Consider the following 15,854-nt stretch of genomic DNA (forward strand, 5'->3'; position numbering starts at 1 on the left):
CTTATGAATTAGTTCACCAAACGCTGGGGTGAAATTAGCCGGACGCTCACCGGTCGCCGGAGCGGATCATGGCGGACCGGTGCCGTTCAGCCAGAACGCCCCGTACACGGCCGATGCCACCGCGACACCGCCCACCACCCACGCTGACCTGGAGATACGCAAGCGCGCCAGGGCGAGCGCGAGGGGGAACAACAAGGGGAACGCGGGCATCAGCAGGCGCGGTTTCGAGCCGAAGTAGCTCGACGCGCACAGCGCGAGCGCGGTGACGACCCCGGTGAACACCAGGAGCGGCAGCGGCTGCCCCTGCCGGACGCCCACGACGTACAGCCACAGCACCAGCCCGACCCCGACGATCAGTCCGACCCCGGCCAGGGCGGACGGGAACGAGGTGAACTTCTCGCCGACGAAACGGGCGAAGGCGGCGCCCCCGTCGAAACCGTTGCGCCAGCCCGCCTGCACGTCGAGATAGCCCAGCGGACCCTTGCCGGTGCGGTGGCCGACCCACAGGACGTACCCGGCGGCGCCCAGGGGCGCGAGCGCCATACCGAGGGCGCACCGCCAGTTCCGTGCGCCGGGCGCGGGCGCCGTGCTGCGGTCCCGCACGAAAGAAGTCACCGAAGGGGCCATGAACGAGGTGACGCCGGCGACCCACACCGCGGCGACCACCGCGAGCCCCACGGGCCGGGTCAGCCCCGCCAGCAGCGCCAGGGTGCCCGCCGTCAGCCAGCGGCCGGTCAACACGGCGTACAGCGACCAGGCGGCGAGCGCCGTGAACAGCGACTCGCTGTACGCCATCGACTGCACGATCCCCACGGGGAGCACGGCCCACAGCAGCACGGCACACACGGCGGCCCTACGGCCGTGGACATGCTCCGCGACCGCGAAGATCCCCCAGGCCGCCGCGAGGGACGCGAGCAGGCTCACCACGAGCCCTCCGTCGGCGAACGACAGTGGGGAGATCGTGTGCAGGAACCTTTCCAGCCAGGGCAGCAGCGGGAAGAAGGCGAGGTTCGAGTGGACGTCGCCGTTCGGGAGCCGCACCTCGTAGCCGTAACCGAGGTCGGCGACCCGGGTGTACCAGAGGGCGTCCCACCGCGCGGTCAGCAAGGTGTGGGCGCTCTTGCCGCGCGCCGCGCTCCACACCGCGAGCACCACCAGACCCAGGGCGCGGACGGCGGCGTACCCGAGGAGGGCCGGGGCCGCCCGGCGCAGGGGTGCTTCAAGATCGGTCACGGGCTCGATTATCGAGGGCGCGGGGAACCGGCAGGCCCGGCGGGGCGTGGTCCACAGGAGGGGGAGTGGTGTACGCCACACGTGTTGTCCGGGGAGTGTGAGAGGTCCGCCACGTGGCATTGGCGTGAACTCGCGTACGCTGACGGCTCACTCGCCTTCGTTGCGCGGGTCGGAGACACCGCTCCTCTCCGGCCGTAGTCATGGGGAGTCCCCACCCCGTGAGCCCCGCCGAACGCGAGGGAACATCTGGGAGGTAGTACATGTCCGGGACGACCACGGCCGCCGCAGCGCTGCGGCGTCGGGCGGCCGGGGCCGGTGCCAACCGCTGGGTCGTCCTGGTCGTCCTCTGCGTGAGCCTGCTCCTCGTCGCGCTCGACGCCACCGTGCTCCATGTCGCGGTGCCCGCCGTCACCGAGGACCTCAAACCCGGCGCGATAGAGCTGCTCTGGATCGTCGACGTCTATCCGCTGGTCTGCGCCTCGCTCCTCATCCTCTTCGGCACGCTCGGCGACCGCGTGGGCCGCAGGCGCGTCCTGCTCCTCGGCTACGGCCTCTTCGGCATCGCCTCCGGCCTGGCCGCCTGCGCCCACTCCGCCCAGGTCCTGATCCTCGCGCGGGCGCTGCTCGGCGTCGGCGGCGCGATGATCATGCCGGCCACGCTGTCGATCCTCCGCCAGGTCTTTCCCGACCGGCGCGAGCGCGCGGTGGCGATCGGCGTGTGGAGCGCGGTCGCGGCGGTCGGCGCGGCGGTGGGCCCGCTGCTCGGCGGTTTCCTCCTCGAACACTTCTGGTGGGGCTCGGTCTTCCTGGTCAACATCCCCCTGATGCTGATCAGCCTGCCGATCGGCCGCCTCCTGCTCCCCGAGTCCCGCGGCGACCGCGACGGCCCGTGGGACGTCGTCGGCGCCCTGATGGCCGCCGGCGGCCTCTTCGGAGTCGTCCTGGGCGTGAAACGGCTCGGCGGCGGGGAGCCGGTCGAGAGCGCCTGGACCGTGGCCCCGCTGCTCGTGGGCGCGGTGCTGATGGTTCTCTTCGTACGACGGCAACGGCGCCGTACGCATCCGCTGGTGGACCTGGGCATGTTCCGCAGGCCGGCGTTCAGCACCTCCGTCGGCTGCATCGTGCTGGCGATGCTGGCCCTGGTGGGCCTTGAACTGATCGCCGCCCAGTACCTGCAACTGGTCCTGGGCCTCTCGCCCCTCCAGACGGGTCTACGACTGCTGCCGCTGACGTTCGCGGCGATGGCGGCCGGGCTGTTCGGGGCGCGGATGCTCCGGCGTTTCGGCCCGCGCCGGATGGTGTGCTTCGGCTTCTGCCTGACCGCGTTCTCGGTCCTGACGCTCACCATGATGGGCGGCCGGGACAACACCGGGCTGCTGCTCTTCGGGTTCCTGCTGCTCGGGTTCGGCCTGGAGATGACGCTCTTCGGGGCGTACGAGTCGATGCTCAGCGAGGCACCGCCGGCCCAGGCGGGCGGCGCGGCGGCGATCGGCGAGACCTCCTACCAACTCGGCGCCGGTATCGGCATCGCGCTCCTCGGCAGCGTCATGAACGCGGCGTACGCGCCCGGGCTGCGGTCCGTGCCCGGGGTGCCGACCTCGGCGTCGGCCTCGGCGGGCCATTCACTGGGTGAGGCGTACGACGTCGCGTCGCGCCTCGGTGGGGTCCGTGGCGCCGCCCTGCGCGACGCGGCCCGGCACGCCTTCGTGCACGGGCTGCACGTCACGCTCCTCGTCAGCGCGGGCCTGCTGCTGCTGGGCGCGGTGATGGCGTTGCGCCTGCCGCGAGTCATGCAGTGCGAGGCGCCTTTGGCCAAGGTGCCCGCGCCTCGCGAAGTCACACAGCCCCGCGTCTCCGCCTGAAAACCTTCTCCCACCCGCGCACCACCCGTGGCGGGCACTTGAAGAGTGGACGCGAGTGGACGTTTCCCGTGGGGGTTCCGCGCCGTCGGCGGCTGCCCGTTCGCGTCGGCCGACACCCTCCGCGCTATCGTAACTAGCAGTGGTAGTTTTCCTAGATTTCGGAGGCTCTGCATGGCTGCGTCCTCGTCCTCGAAGTTGCCCCCCTTCGACCCCGCCGACCCTCTCGGCATCGACGACCTGCTCGACCCCGAGGACCTGGCGATCCGCGACACCGTTCGCGCGTGGGCCGCCGACAAGGTGCTGCCGTACGTCGCCGAGTGGTACGAGAAGGGGGAGTTGCCCGGGATCCGGGAGCTCGCGCGGGAGTTGGGCGGGATCGGGGCGCTCGGGATGTCGCTCGACGGGTACGGGTGCGCCGGTGCCTCCGCCGTCCAATACGGGCTCGCCTGCCTGGAGTTGGAGGCGGCCGACTCCGGGATCCGGTCGCTCGTGTCCGTGCAGGGGTCCCTCGCCATGTACGCCATGCACCGCTTCGGCAGCGAGGAGCAGAAGCAGGCGTGGCTGCCGCGGATGGCCTCCGGTGAGGTCATCGGCTGCTTCGGGCTGACCGAGCCCGACCACGGCTCCGACCCGGGCGCGATGCGGACGTACGCCAAGCGCGACGGCGGCGACTGGGTGCTCAACGGGCGGAAGATGTGGATCACCAACGGGTCCGTGGCCGGTGTCGCCGTCGTGTGGGCGCAGACCGACGACGGGATCCGGGGGTTCGTCGTGCCCACCGATGTCTCCGGATTCTCCGCGCCGGAGATCAAGCACAAGTGGTCACTGCGCGCGTCCGTCACCAGTGAACTCGTTCTCGATGATGTGCGATTGCCCGCCGATGCGGTGCTGCCCGAGGTCGTGGGACTGAAGGGGCCGCTGAGCTGTCTGTCGCACGCTCGTTACGGAATCGTGTGGGGTGCGATGGGCGCGGCGCGCGCTTCCTTCGAGTCCGCCGTCGAATACGCGAAGACCCGGGAGCAGTTCGGGCGGCCCATCGGCGGCTTCCAGCTCACCCAGGCCAAGCTCGCCGACATGGCGGTCGAACTGCACAAGGGGATTCTGCTCGCCCATCACCTGGGGCGGCGCATGGACGCCGGGCGCCTGCGTCCCGAGCAGGTCAGCTTCGGCAAGCTCAACAACGTACGGGAGGCCATCGAGATCTGCCGTACGGCACGGACGATCCTCGGTGCCAACGGGATCTCGCTGGAGTACCCGGTGATGCGGCACGCGACGAACCTGGAGTCGGTGCTCACGTACGAGGGCACCGTCGAGATGCACCAGCTCGTGCTGGGCAAGGCGCTCACCGGACTCGACGCCTTCCGGTAGGAAGACCCGAGGACCCTGATCGACGTTGATCAACCCTGCGGGAGGCAGGGCCGGTAAGCGGCCCTGCCTCAGCTCTGGTTGAAGAAACCGTCCTCGCGGCGCGCGACCGGGTCGCCGCTGACGATCTCGGTGTTGGCGGGGGTCAGCAGGAAGACACGGTTGGCGACCCGCTCGATCGTGCCGCGCAGGCCGAAGGTCAGGCCGGCCGCGAAGTCGACCACGCGCTTGGCGTCGGTCGCCTCCATCGCCGTGAGGTTCACGATCACCGGAACCCCTTCCCGGAACAGCTCACCGATGGCGCGGGCGTCCCGGAAGCTGTCCGGGGTGACCGTGCCGATGCGCCGGCCCTTCACCTCGGCCACGTCCGTGGCCACCTTCACTCGCGGGTCCGTCACCCAGGCATCCCCGGGCTGCTCGGTCCCTTCGGAGTAGTCGTCGTCGTAGTAGCGCTCGTCATCGTTGTCGTCAACGAGCCCAAGCCAGGCACTCGCCTTGCGTACCGATCCCATGGACGCCTCCTCTCACAGCGGTCTTTATTGCTATCCGCATCCCTATGGTCATCCATGATGCGGATCGCGCGCCAAGTGGATAGACGCCGCGCGGGGGGTTTGTGACGCTACTGGTGCACAGCCAATACGTCGAGGGCCCCCGTGTATCAAGGGTGTTGCCGCATATGGCTGCTGACTGAGAGTGAAATATGATTCTTCCCGGCGTCCGGGTGACGGCTGGTGCGTACGGGTGAACGGAGTGGTCGATACGCTGCGGCTGCTCAACGCACCTCCGGGTGTCGTAGCGAACGCCACGTCAGATGTCGTACACGCCACGGGGGATCGTCGTGTTCGGAATGGTCAGGCCCTGCAGTCATCGGCTCGGAGAGAGCCTCAAGGCCCAGTGGATGGCGCACTTGTGCGGGTTGTGCCTCGCGCTGCGCGGAGACCACGGGCAGCTCGCGCGGGTGGTCACCAACTACGACGGGCTGCTGCTCTCGGTCCTGACGGAGGCTCAGGTCGAGGGCGGTGGCCGGCGGCGTACGGCCGGGCCGTGCCCGTTGCGCGGGATGCGGACCGCGTCCGTCGCACAGGGCGAGGGGGCGCGCCTCGCGGCGGCCGTCTCGCTGGTGCTTGCCTCCGCCAAGGTGCGTGACCATGTCGCCGACGGGGACGGGCTGCTGGCCCGCAGGCCGGTGGCGCTGGCCGCGCGGCGGGTCGCCGGGAGCTGGGGGCGGGCCGGGGCGCGGACCGGTTCCGACGTCGGGTTCGACGCCGGTGTCCTCGTCGACGCCGTGGAGCGGCAGTTCGGCATCGAGGCGCTCGCCGGGCCCGGCACACCGATCCTGACCGTCACCGAACCGACCGAGACGGCCACCGCGGCCGCCTTCGCCCACACCGCCGTCCTGGCCGGACGGCCCGGCAACGCCGTACCGCTCGCCGAGATCGGGCGCCTCTTCGGTCGCCTCGCGCATCTCCTGGACGCCGTGGAGGACCGGGAGTCCGACGCGGCGTCGGGCGCCTGGAACCCGCTCACCGCGACCGGCACCCCGCTCACCGAGGCCCGGCGACTGGCCGACGACGCGCTGCACGGGATACGGCTCGCGCTGCGGGAGACGTCCTTCACGGACGGCAAGTTGGCGCATCTGCTGCTCGCGCACGAACTCGGGCGCTCGGTGGACCGGGCCTTCGGGACACAGTCCTGCGGACATGTACCGGAGGCCGCCTTCGGGCCGCCGCAGACGCCCTACCTGCCGGGCGATCCGCGCCACGACGGCAATCCCTACGGCGGGAATCCCCACGGCGGCAACCCCTTCGGCGGTGAGCCCCCGCGGCCCGGCGGACGCGGCTTCTGGGCCGGGTGTGCCGCCGCGCTCGGGCTGTGCTGCACCTGCAAGGTGTGCTGCGCCGACGAGTTCGAGGGGCCGTGGTCGCGGCAGCGGCGCGAGGGATGCTGCTCCAGCTGCGACTGCGACTGCTGCGACGCCTGTGAATGCTGCGAGTGCTGTGAATGTCTCTCGTGCTGTGACTGCTGAGCGTGACGGTGACGCGTAGTCACCACCGTTGTATACGACCGTCTCGCGGGGTATTGCCGACCTGCGAAGCCGGGAGGCCCGTGTTTCGGCGCGGTAAAACAAAAACATGATCCGGTGACCGGTGTGCCGTGAGGGTCGTTGGGCGGGAGCAGAACCATTTCTGCCTCAGGTTCGACTCTTGATCAACTCGCCACCCACTTAAGGCACTTCAGTGGACGTCACAACAAAAGCGACCACCAGCATCCGCGCCAGGCTGCTGAGGATTCTGGTCCTCGCCCTCGCGGTCCTGCTCGCTCTGCTCGGCATCGCGGCCACCGAGCAGATCTCCGCCTACCGCAACGCCTCCGCGACCGCCGACAACGCCCGTCTGGAGATCACCCTCCAGGGACTCGTGCACGAGCTCCAGAAGGAGCGCGGGCTCACCACCGGATACGTCGGCGGCGTCCAGCAGTTCAGCGTCAAGCTGCCCGCGCAGCGCAAGGCGACCGACGCCGCGCGCGAGCAACTGGACGTGGCCCTGAAGGGGCGCGAGGACTCGGCCGCCGGTTCCGTGCGCGAGTCCCTCGGCCGGCTCGACGGCCTGGCCGGGATCCGCAAGGACGCCGACGACGGCACCGGCGTGGTGAAGGACACCTTCGACTACTTCACCACCACCATCACCGTCCTCGACCGGCTCGACCTCGGCCTCGGAGACGTCCACGACGGCACCCTGCGCGACGCCTACCAGGCGCTCCAAGTCCTCGGCAACGCCAAGGAGTTCACCGGCGAGGAGCGGGCCATCGTGCTCGGCTCGGTACGCGCCGGGAGGTTCCGCGGCGACGACTACGGCCGGTTCATGGAGATCCGCGCCGGACGCCTCGCCGCCCTCGACGCCTTCCCGCGGTCGGCCACCGCCGTGCAGGTACGGCGGCTGGACACCGCCCTGACCACGCCCGACGCCGAGCGCGCGCTGTCGTACGAGAGCAAGGCGGTGCACGGCAGCGGGAAGCTGAAGTCGAGCGCCGTTCCGCCCATGGCCTGGTGGGACTCGATGACCTCCACCATCAACGGGATGCGTGACGTACAGATCAGCCTCGGCACCGATGTCGAGAACCGGGCCGCGCAGCTGGAGAGTTCGGCCCAGCGCGACCTGCTGCTGTTCCTGCTGCTCGCGCTCGGCACGGTCGCCGCGCTCGGTGCGCTGGCCCTCGACTGCGTCCGGTCCGTCTCCTCGCCGCTGGTCGAACTCGCCCGGCAGGCACGGGAGGTGGCCGGGAGCCGGCTGCCGCAGGCCGTGGCCGCCGTACAGGACGGCTCGTCCGGTGCGGCGCCGCGGCCGCCCGCTCCGCTGGCCGTCAACGGCAGGGCCGGGGCCGAAGTCCGGGAGGTGGCCGAGGCGTTCGACCGGGTGCAGCGGTCCGCCTTCGATCTCGCCACCGAGCAGGCCGTGTTGCGGCGCAACGCCACCGACTCGCTGGTGAGCCTGGGCCGTCGCAACCAGAACCTGGTGCGCCGTCAGATCAGCTTCATCAACAAGCTGGAGCACGAGGACGCCGACCCGGCGACCCTCGCCAACCTCTTCGAACTCGACCACCTGGCCACCCGTATGCGCCGCAACGCCGAAAGCCTCCTCGTGCTCGCCGGGGAGTCCAGCCCCCGCCCCTGGTCCACCCCGCTGGCCGTCAACGACGTGCTGCGCGCGGCTCTTTCGGAGGTCGAGGAGTACCGCCGGGTCACCCTGCGCCGGATCGAGCCCGCGTTCGTCACCGGCTCCGTCGTCGTCGAAATCGCCCACCTGCTGGCCGAGTTGGTGGAGAACGCGCTGAGCTTCTCGCCCCCGGACTCCGACGTGGAGATCGAGGGACGGCGCACCAGCGCCGGCTATCTGGTCGCGATCGTCGACCACGGCTTCGGCATGGACAACCAGGCCATCGCCGAGGCCAACGTACGGCTGTCGGGCACCGCCAGCTTCATGGCCGAACCCACCCGGTTCCTGGGCCACTTCGTGGTCGGCGCACTGGCCCGCAAGTGCGGTATCGAGGTACGGCTCGGCGAGGCGCCGGCGGCCGGTGTGGTCGCGCGGGTGCTGATCCCCGCGGCGCTGCTGACGGAGAAGGCGGTCGAGGCGAAGCCCTCGCTCCCGGCACCGAGGAAGGCGGAGACGGACATGGAGCCCCAGCCCGAACCGGCAGCGGTCGCCCCGGTGGCCGCCAAGGGCGGTTCGTCCGCCGCGCGCACCCGCAACGGCCTGGTCAAGCGGCCCCAGCGGAGCGGTATCGCGGCGGCGGTGAGCGAGACCGACCGCACCGACCGCACCACGCCCGCCGCACCGCCCAACCCGGAACGGACCCCCGAACAGGTCTCCGGGATGCTCTCCACCCTGCGCAGCGCCCATATGCGGGGCGGGATCAGCGTCGAGAAGGAGAAGCAGCAGAACGCCGAGACGAACGAGGGTGCCGCCAAGTGACCGCCGTCGACACCCAGCACGACTCGCAGACCTTCAACTGGCTGCTCGCCAACTTCGTCAAGAGCACCGACGGCGTACGGGACGCGGTCGCCGTCTCCTCCGACGGGCTGCTGATCGCCGTGTCGGACGGGCTCGGACGGACCGAGGCCGACCATCTCGCCGCGATCGTCTCGGGGTTGAGCAGCCTGGCCCGCAGCGCGTCCAAGCGGTACAGCTTCGACGGGGTCAAACTCATCATGATCGAGATGGGCCGGGGCTTCCTGCTCGTCTCCGCGATCCGGGACGGCAGCTGTCTCGGTGTCCTCGCCGACAGCAGCGGTGAACTGGGCCTCGTCGGCTACGAGATGGCGGTGCTCGCGGAGCGGGCGGGTGATCTGCTCACCCCGACGCTCATCGCCGATCTGCGGCAGGCGTTGCCACGGTGAACGGTGAACAGTCCAGGGACGTAGAACCTGACGAGGACGCGACGTTCGTCCGGCCGTTCATCATCACCGGCGGCCGGTCCGAGCCCCTCCAGGCCGATCTCCGGCTGGAGACGCTGGTCGTCGCCGTCGGCGTGCCGGATCCGTCGCTCGCTTTCGAGCGGCGCCACATCGTCGCGGTGTGCGAGCGGCCGACGACCGTCGCCGAGGTGGCACACCGGGTCGGTGTGCCACTCGGAGTGGCGAAGGTGCTGATCTCCGACCTCGTCGTCGCCGGGCAACTCGCCTGCCGGCAACCCGCGGAGCTGCCGCTCCCGATGCTCGAAAGGATCAGGGACCATGTCCGGGCGCTCTGACAAGATCGTGCCGCTGGCCGTGAAGATCGTGGTCAGCGGCGGCCTCGGGGTCGGCAAGACCACGTTCATCGGGGCCATTTCGGAGATCGAACCCCTCGACACCGAGGCGGCGATGACCCAAGTCTCCGTAGGAGTCGACTCGTTGGTGGGGGTCGAGGCGAAGACCACCACGACCGTCGCCCTCGACTTCGGGCGGATCACGCTCGATCCGACGATGACGCTGTATCTGTTCGGGACCCCCGGACAGGACCGGTTCTCGTTCCTCTGGGACGACCTGGTGGAGGGCGCGCTCGGCACGGTGGTCCTTGTGGACACCCGGCGGATCGAGGACTGCTTCCCGGCGGTCGACTACTTCGAGTCGCAGGGCGCGCCGTTCGTCCTCGCCGTGAACCGCTTCGACGGCGCCGACCGGTTCGACGTGGAGGAGGTCCGGGAGGCGCTCGGGCTGAGCCCGGACGTGCCCGTGCTGGAGTGCGACGCGCGGAGCCGGGACTCCGTACGGGACGTGCTCGGTGCGCTGATGGACCGGGTGATCGGGGTCCGGGCGACACCACGACGGCGTACGGCCGCGCTGACCCGGTAGGCGGGGTGGAGGAGATACGGACGGAACCCGAGGGGAGGGGTGCGTGTGAAGGCGGAACGGGTGGAGCGGGAGATCGCGTGAGGCGCACGGTCAGAGGGAGATTCCGGCGACCGGGACGCGCAGTGGGTCAGCTCAACAGGAGGAGGACCACACTCGACCGAGGTCGATGTGGGAGCGCTTGACCAGCCACTGCTGCGGATGCATGGACCAAGTGGAACAGGCATCCGGTGGGGCGTCAACCGAGATGAGACGTACTGCTCACAGTGTGGACGTCCTTGACAGTGAGGGGAAACGGCGCCGTACAGTCGGTGGACGGCCCTGCTGAGGGGCTCGGCCGTACGGTGCCGCGAGGCGCCCTGTGTGAAGGCATTCGCCCGTGTTGCTCACGTCACGGAGTCTTCGCATGCCTTCCGACATACCCACCCCCGTTTCCGCCGCCCCGGGCACCAGGTCCTCACTCGTGATCGTCGGAGCCGGGCCGCGGGGGACCGGTCTCATCGAGCGCATCGCCGCCAACGCGCCCGAGCTGTACGCCGGTTCGGGCATCGCGGGTCTCGACATCCACCTCGTCGACCCGCATCCGCCGGGTGCCGGACGCATCTGGCGCGCGGCCCAGTCGCCGCTGCTGTGGATGAACTCGCACGCCGAGGACGTCACCATGTTCACCGACGAGACGGTGGTCATGGAGGGGCCGGTACGCCCCGGCCCCACGCTGCACGAATGGGCGGAGATCGAGGGCTCCACCTTCGCCGACCGGCAGCTCCAGGGCGCCTATCTGCGCTGGGTGCACGAGAAGGCCGTGGCCGCGCTGCCGCCGGGCGTCACCGTCCACCACCACCAGCGGCGCGCCCTGCGGGTGAACGGTCCGCGCGAGGGGCGCCAGCAGGTGTGGCTGGAGGGCCGCCCGCGCCCGCTCCTCGCCGACCTCGTCGTCCTCGCAATCGGCCACCTCGACGCCGAACTCGACACCGAGCAGCGCGAGTTGGCGGCCTACGCCCGCGCCCACGACCTGGTCCATCTGCCGCCCGACTTCACCGCCGACAGCGACCTGACCTCCCTCGCGCCCGGCGAGAGCGTCATCGTCCGCGGCTTCGGGCTCGCCTTCGTCGACCTGATGGTGCTGCTCACCGAGGGGCGGGGCGGACGCCACGAAGGCGACACCTACATACCCTCGGGGCAGGAGCCGGTGCTGTACGTCGGCTCGCGGCGCGGGGTGCCGTACCACTCGAAGATCGGTTACGAGTGGACCGGTGAACGGCCGCCGCTGCCACGGTTCTTCGGGCCCGCCGAGGTCGACGCGGTACTCGCGCGGCCGGACGGCTTCGACTTCCGGCGGGACGTATGGCCGCTGGTCGAGAAGGAGTTGGGGTTCGCGCACTACCACCGGCTGTTCGGTGTGCACCCGGAGCGGACGGCGATCGCCTGGACCGACTTCGAGGAGAAGTACGCGGCCGGGGAGGCGGCGGAGCGCGAAGCGCTCGTGGCGTCCGCGGTGCCCGACCCGGCCGACCGGCTCGACCTCGCGGCGCTGGACCGTCCGCTGGACGGCGTGCGGTATCCGTCGCCGGAGGCGTTCCAGGAGGGCCTGCGCGCGTATGTCGATGCTGATCTGAGCCACCGTCACGATCCTTCCCGCAGCCCCGACTTGGCGGTCTTTCTCGGACTGCTCTCCGTCTACGGGCAGTTGATCCGGCTCGGTGACATCGGGCCCTGGTGGCACGGCTTCTTCAGCTACCTCGCCTCCGGGCCGCCCGGACCCCGGCTGCGCCAACTCCTCGCGTTGTCGCGGGCCGGCATCGTGCGGTTCGTCGGCGCGGACATGGCCGTGACCGCCGAGGACGGGGTGTTCCGGGCGTCCAGCCCGACCGTGCCGGGCGCCACCGTCGAGGCGCGGGCGCTCGTCGAGGCACGGCTGCCCGAACCCACCGTCGGGCGCGCCCTCGACCCGCTGCTGCGCGAACTGCACGCCGACGGAGCCGTGGAGACCCCGGAGGGGCTGCTGCGGGTGGACCGCGCCGACGGCCGCATCCTCGACGCGGCCGGCCGCCCGCACCCCCGGCGCTTCGCGCTCGGCCCCTACACCGAAGTCCGCACCCCCGGCGCCTTCACCCGGCCGCGCACCGGCGGCCCCGCCTTCCGGCAGAACGACGCCACCGCCCGGGCCGTACTGACATTTCTTCGGGACCTCGCGTGTCGGGCCGCGGCGTAGCCCCGAGCAGGTCGGTGAAGTCCCGGGCTTCATCGAGGACTTGGCCCTCTCCGAGGTGCTCCCGAACGACAGGAAGGCTTTCCTCCCATGACCTCCTCGCACGGCCGGGGCCTGCATCTGGCTACCGCCGTCGACCAGCGGTCGGCTTATGACGCCGGCTCCTACGTCGAGTTGGCGCGGCTCGCCGAGAGTGGCGGACTCGACTTCGTGACGCTCGACGACACCTTCGCGCGCCCCGGCCCCGACGCCCTCGCCGTGTTGTCCCGGGTCGCCCCGGCGACCGGCCGCATCGGCCTGGTGCCCACCGTGACCGTCACCCACACCGAGCCCTTCCACGTCCAAGCCGCGGTCGCGACCCTCGACTGGGTCAGCCGGGGCCGGGCCGGCTGGCGGATCGACGTGTCGACCACCGAGGGCGAGGCCCGGCTCTTCGGCCGCCGCCATGCCGCGCCCGCCGACGCGCTGTGGCAGGAGGCGGGCGAAGTCGCCCAGGTGGCAGCCGAGTTGTGGGACAGCTGGGAGGACGACGCCGAGATCCGGGACGCCGCGACCGGCCGCTTCGTCGACCGCGACAAGCTGCACCACGTCGACTTCCAGGGCTCCGAGTTCTCCGTCAAGGGCCCGTCGATCGTGCCCAGACCCCCGCAGGGCCACCCGGTCCGCGTGGTCGACGCCACCGAGGGTCAGGCCCGGCGGACGGCCGCCCGGTACGCCGACGTGGCCCTCGTCCGGGCGGCGAGTTCCGCGCAGGCCGGTGCCGTACGGGCCGAACTGCGGGCGTCCGCCGAGAAGTTCGGGCGCGATCCCGACACCCTGCGGGTCCTGGTGAGCCTGGTCGTCGACCTCGGCGACGGCGAGCACGCGGCCGAGCCGGGCCACGGCGGGGGCGGCCCCCGGCAGACCGCGCACGGCCCGCTGTACCGGGGCGGCCCGGTCGACCTCGCCGAACTCATCGCGGCCTGGCACGGCGACCGCACCGTCGACGGCTTCCATCTCACGCCCGTCGAACCCCGACGCGACCTGGAACGGCTGGTCAACGGCACGGTCGCGCTGCTCCAACACCGGGGCCTGTTCCGCACGTTCTACCCGGGCAGCACGCTCCGCGAGCACCTGGGCCTGGCCCGGCCCGCCAACCGGTACGCCGTGACCGGGGGAGCGTCATGAGCGCAGGAGCACGCAACTCTCGTAAAGAGATCCATCTGGCCGCGCACTTCCCCGGCGTCAACAGCACCACCGTATGGGCCGATCCGCGGTCGAAGTCCCAGATCGCCTTCTCCTCCTTCGAGCGCCTCGCGCGCACCGCCGAGCGCGGACTCTTCGACTTCTTCTTCCTCGCCGAGGGGCTGCGGCTGCGCGAACACAAGGGCCGTATCCACGACTTGGACGTGGTGGGACGGCCGGAGTCCCTCACCGTGCTCAACGCGCTCGCCGCCGTCACCGAGCGGATCGGTCTTGCCGCCACGGTCAACGCGACCTTCAACGAGCCGTACGAACTCGCCCGCAGACTGGCCACGTTGGACCATCTCAGCGGCGGCCGGGCGGCCTGGAACGTGGTGACCTCCTCCGACGCCTTCACCGGTGAGAACTTCCGGCGCGGGGGATACCTCGACCGCGCGGACCGCTACCCACGGGCGGCCGAATTCGTGGACGTGGCAAGGGAGTTGTGGGACTCCTGGACCCCGGACGGACTCTCCCGCCCCTTCGCCCACAAGGGTCGACACTTCGATGTCGCGGGCGAGTTCACCGTGCCGCGCTCACCGCAGGGGCACCCAGTCGTCATCCAGGCCGGGGACTCGGGGGAGGGGAGGGAGTTCGCCGCCCGGTCGGCCGACGTGCTCTTTCCCTGCTGGGGGTCCGGGGGTTATCCCCCGGGAAGACACAGCACGAGGCACGGCACGCTGGAGGACGGCCGCACCTTCTACGCCGACGTGAAGGGGCGCCTCGCCAGGTACGGCCGTAGCGCCGACGACCTCAAGATCATGCCCGGGGTCACCGTCGTCCTCGGCGACACGGCGGCCGAGGCGCAGGAGCGGGCCGCCGGGATCCGGCGGCAACAGGTCTCCCCGCAGAACGCGATCCTCGCCGTGGAGCAGATCTGGGGCACGGACCTCTCCTCCTACGACCCCGACGGACCGTTCCCCGACTTCGACCCCGAGCCGGACCCCTCGCTCACCCAGGGGCGGACCCGGCGGGGCGACAGCGTCGCGACGGCCGAGAAATGGCGGGCGCTGTCCCGGCAGAAGGGCCTGTCCATCCGGCAGACCCTGATCGAGGCGAGCGGCCGGCAGTCCTTCATCGGCACCCCGGAGGCGGTCGCCGCCGAACTGGAGACATTCGTACGGCAGGAAGCCGCCGACGGCTTCGTCCTCGTACCGCATCTCACGCCGGGCGGGCTCGACGAGTTCGTGGACCGGGTGGTGCCGCTGCTCCAGGAACGCGGCGCGTTCCGCACGGAATACCGGGGCGCCACCCTGCGCTCACATCTCGGGCTCGCCGAGCCGTGAGAGAAGGGGTGACCGGGATGCCGTCGGACGCGGTGGCCGAGTGGAAGCAGTGGCACGAGCACCGCGTCGAGTCGGTGTCCGCGCCCTACGGCCCGCTCGCCGTGACCGGCACGCACTGGCTGGAGGACCATCCGGACGGGCGCCTTCCGGGCATCCCCGGGGTGTGGCTCCTCGACGGTGACGCGGTCGTCCTCAGTGCACCGGAGGACGGGCGGACCGGACTGACCCTCGACGGGGAGCCCTTCACCGGCTCGGTCCGCCTCGGCGCCGACACCGGCCCGGTGGCCGCGGCCCGCGTCGGTCTCGGCGGGCGCCGGCTGGCCGTCCTGATCCGCGAGGGCGGTTGGTGCGTGCGCGACCACGACCCCGGGTCGGCCGCGCGCCGCGCGTTCCGGGGCATCGAGACCACGCCCTACGACCCCCGCTTCTCGGTGCCGGGGCGCTTCACGCCGTACGAATCCCGGCGCCTCGTGCGCGTGGACGCGGTGGACGGTGTCCGGCGCGGGCTCGGGCTCTCGGGCGAACTCGCCTTCCGGCTCGGCGGGTTGGAGGTGACGCTCCAGGTCGCGGTGCAGGACGACGGCAGGTTGTGGGCGGTGTTCGCCGACTCCACGAGCGGGAACGGCAGTTACCGTTTCCGCTTCCTGTATTCGCACGCGCCGGATGCGGAGGGGCGCACGACGGTGGACCTCAACCGGGTGGTGCTCCCGCCGTGCGCGTTCGCCGACCATTTCATCTGCCCTTTCCCGCCGCCGGGGAATACGCTGGGCGTCGCGATCGAGGCGGGGGAGCGCACCCTTCGGTAGACGGGCCATCGGCCCTGGTGGGCGGGGACGTGGCTGTCTGCG

The 15,854-nt window shown here is 71.1% G+C and carries 13 protein-coding genes; 11 read left to right on the forward strand and 2 right to left on the reverse strand.

The window, feature by feature from the left end; translation table 11 throughout:
• Positions 1–66: 66 nt before the first annotated feature.
• Positions 67–1,233, reverse strand: coding sequence for a mannosyltransferase family protein (locus ACQHII_RS37265; protein ID WP_427923390.1), 1,167 nt, complete (start codon positions 1,231–1,233; stop codon positions 67–69).
• A gap of 260 nt (positions 1,234–1,493) precedes the next feature.
• On the opposite strand from ACQHII_RS37265, the gene ACQHII_RS37270 reads away from it, so the two are divergent.
• Both ACQHII_RS37270 and ACQHII_RS37275 read left to right on the forward strand, forming a co-directional pair.
• Complete coding sequence (locus ACQHII_RS37270; protein ID WP_427923391.1) at positions 1,494–3,095, forward strand: MFS transporter; 1,602 nt, start codon at positions 1,494–1,496, stop codon at positions 3,093–3,095.
• Positions 3,096–3,266: 171 nt separating this feature from the next.
• Entirely contained in the window at positions 3,267–4,463 is a 1,197-nt protein-coding gene (locus ACQHII_RS37275; RefSeq protein ID WP_427923392.1) for an acyl-CoA dehydrogenase family protein, read from the forward strand.
• A gap of 68 nt (positions 4,464–4,531) precedes the next feature.
• Here the strand turns inward: ACQHII_RS37275 and ACQHII_RS37280 are convergent, their stop codons facing one another.
• Entirely contained in the window at positions 4,532–4,972 is a 441-nt protein-coding gene (locus tag ACQHII_RS37280) for a cell division protein SepF (RefSeq protein WP_427923393.1), read from the reverse strand.
• A 299-nt stretch (positions 4,973–5,271) separates the two neighbouring features.
• Between ACQHII_RS37280 and ACQHII_RS37285 the strand changes: the two genes are divergently transcribed.
• From ACQHII_RS37285 to ACQHII_RS37325, 9 genes are all read left to right on the forward strand, one after another.
• On the forward strand, positions 5,272–6,486 hold the full coding sequence (locus ACQHII_RS37285) for a DUF5685 family protein (protein WP_427923394.1): 1,215 nt from the start codon (positions 5,272–5,274) through the stop codon (positions 6,484–6,486).
• Positions 6,487–6,697: 211 nt separating this feature from the next.
• A complete protein-coding gene (locus ACQHII_RS37290; RefSeq protein ID WP_427923395.1) occupies positions 6,698–8,932 on the forward strand; it encodes a sensor histidine kinase in 2,235 nt (744 codons plus the stop codon).
• A complete protein-coding gene (locus ACQHII_RS37295; RefSeq protein ID WP_019074895.1) occupies positions 8,929–9,357 on the forward strand; it encodes a roadblock/LC7 domain-containing protein in 429 nt (142 codons plus the stop codon). The genes ACQHII_RS37290 and ACQHII_RS37295 overlap by 4 nt, the downstream gene beginning before the upstream one ends.
• Entirely contained in the window at positions 9,354–9,710 is a 357-nt protein-coding gene (locus ACQHII_RS37300) for a DUF742 domain-containing protein (RefSeq protein ID WP_019074894.1), read from the forward strand. Before ACQHII_RS37295 ends, ACQHII_RS37300 begins: the two co-directional genes overlap by 4 nt.
• On the forward strand, positions 9,694–10,293 hold the full coding sequence (locus tag ACQHII_RS37305) for a GTP-binding protein (protein ID WP_388106090.1): 600 nt from the start codon (positions 9,694–9,696) through the stop codon (positions 10,291–10,293). Before ACQHII_RS37300 ends, ACQHII_RS37305 begins: the two co-directional genes overlap by 17 nt.
• 403 nt (positions 10,294–10,696) lie before the next feature.
• Positions 10,697–12,502, forward strand: a complete 1,806-nt coding sequence (locus tag ACQHII_RS37310) for an FAD/NAD(P)-binding protein (protein WP_427923396.1) — start codon at positions 10,697–10,699, stop codon at positions 12,500–12,502.
• An 87-nt stretch (positions 12,503–12,589) separates the two neighbouring features.
• Positions 12,590–13,666 carry an LLM class flavin-dependent oxidoreductase gene (locus tag ACQHII_RS37315; protein WP_427923397.1) on the forward strand — a complete coding sequence of 359 codons (1,077 nt, stop codon included), beginning with the start codon at positions 12,590–12,592 and terminating at the stop codon, positions 13,664–13,666.
• Complete coding sequence (locus ACQHII_RS37320; RefSeq protein WP_427923398.1) at positions 13,663–15,006, forward strand: NtaA/DmoA family FMN-dependent monooxygenase; 1,344 nt, start codon at positions 13,663–13,665, stop codon at positions 15,004–15,006. The genes ACQHII_RS37315 and ACQHII_RS37320 overlap by 4 nt, the downstream gene beginning before the upstream one ends.
• Before the next feature lie 17 nt (positions 15,007–15,023).
• Positions 15,024–15,812 carry a DUF1684 domain-containing protein gene (locus tag ACQHII_RS37325; RefSeq protein WP_427923399.1) on the forward strand — a complete coding sequence of 263 codons (789 nt, stop codon included), beginning with the start codon at positions 15,024–15,026 and terminating at the stop codon, positions 15,810–15,812.
• Positions 15,813–15,854 lie beyond the last annotated feature (42 nt).

It is taken from the genome of Streptomyces sp. cg40, from assembly GCF_050320165.1.
Classification (GTDB): Bacteria; Actinomycetota; Actinomycetes; order Streptomycetales; family Streptomycetaceae; genus Streptomyces; species Streptomyces hokutonensis.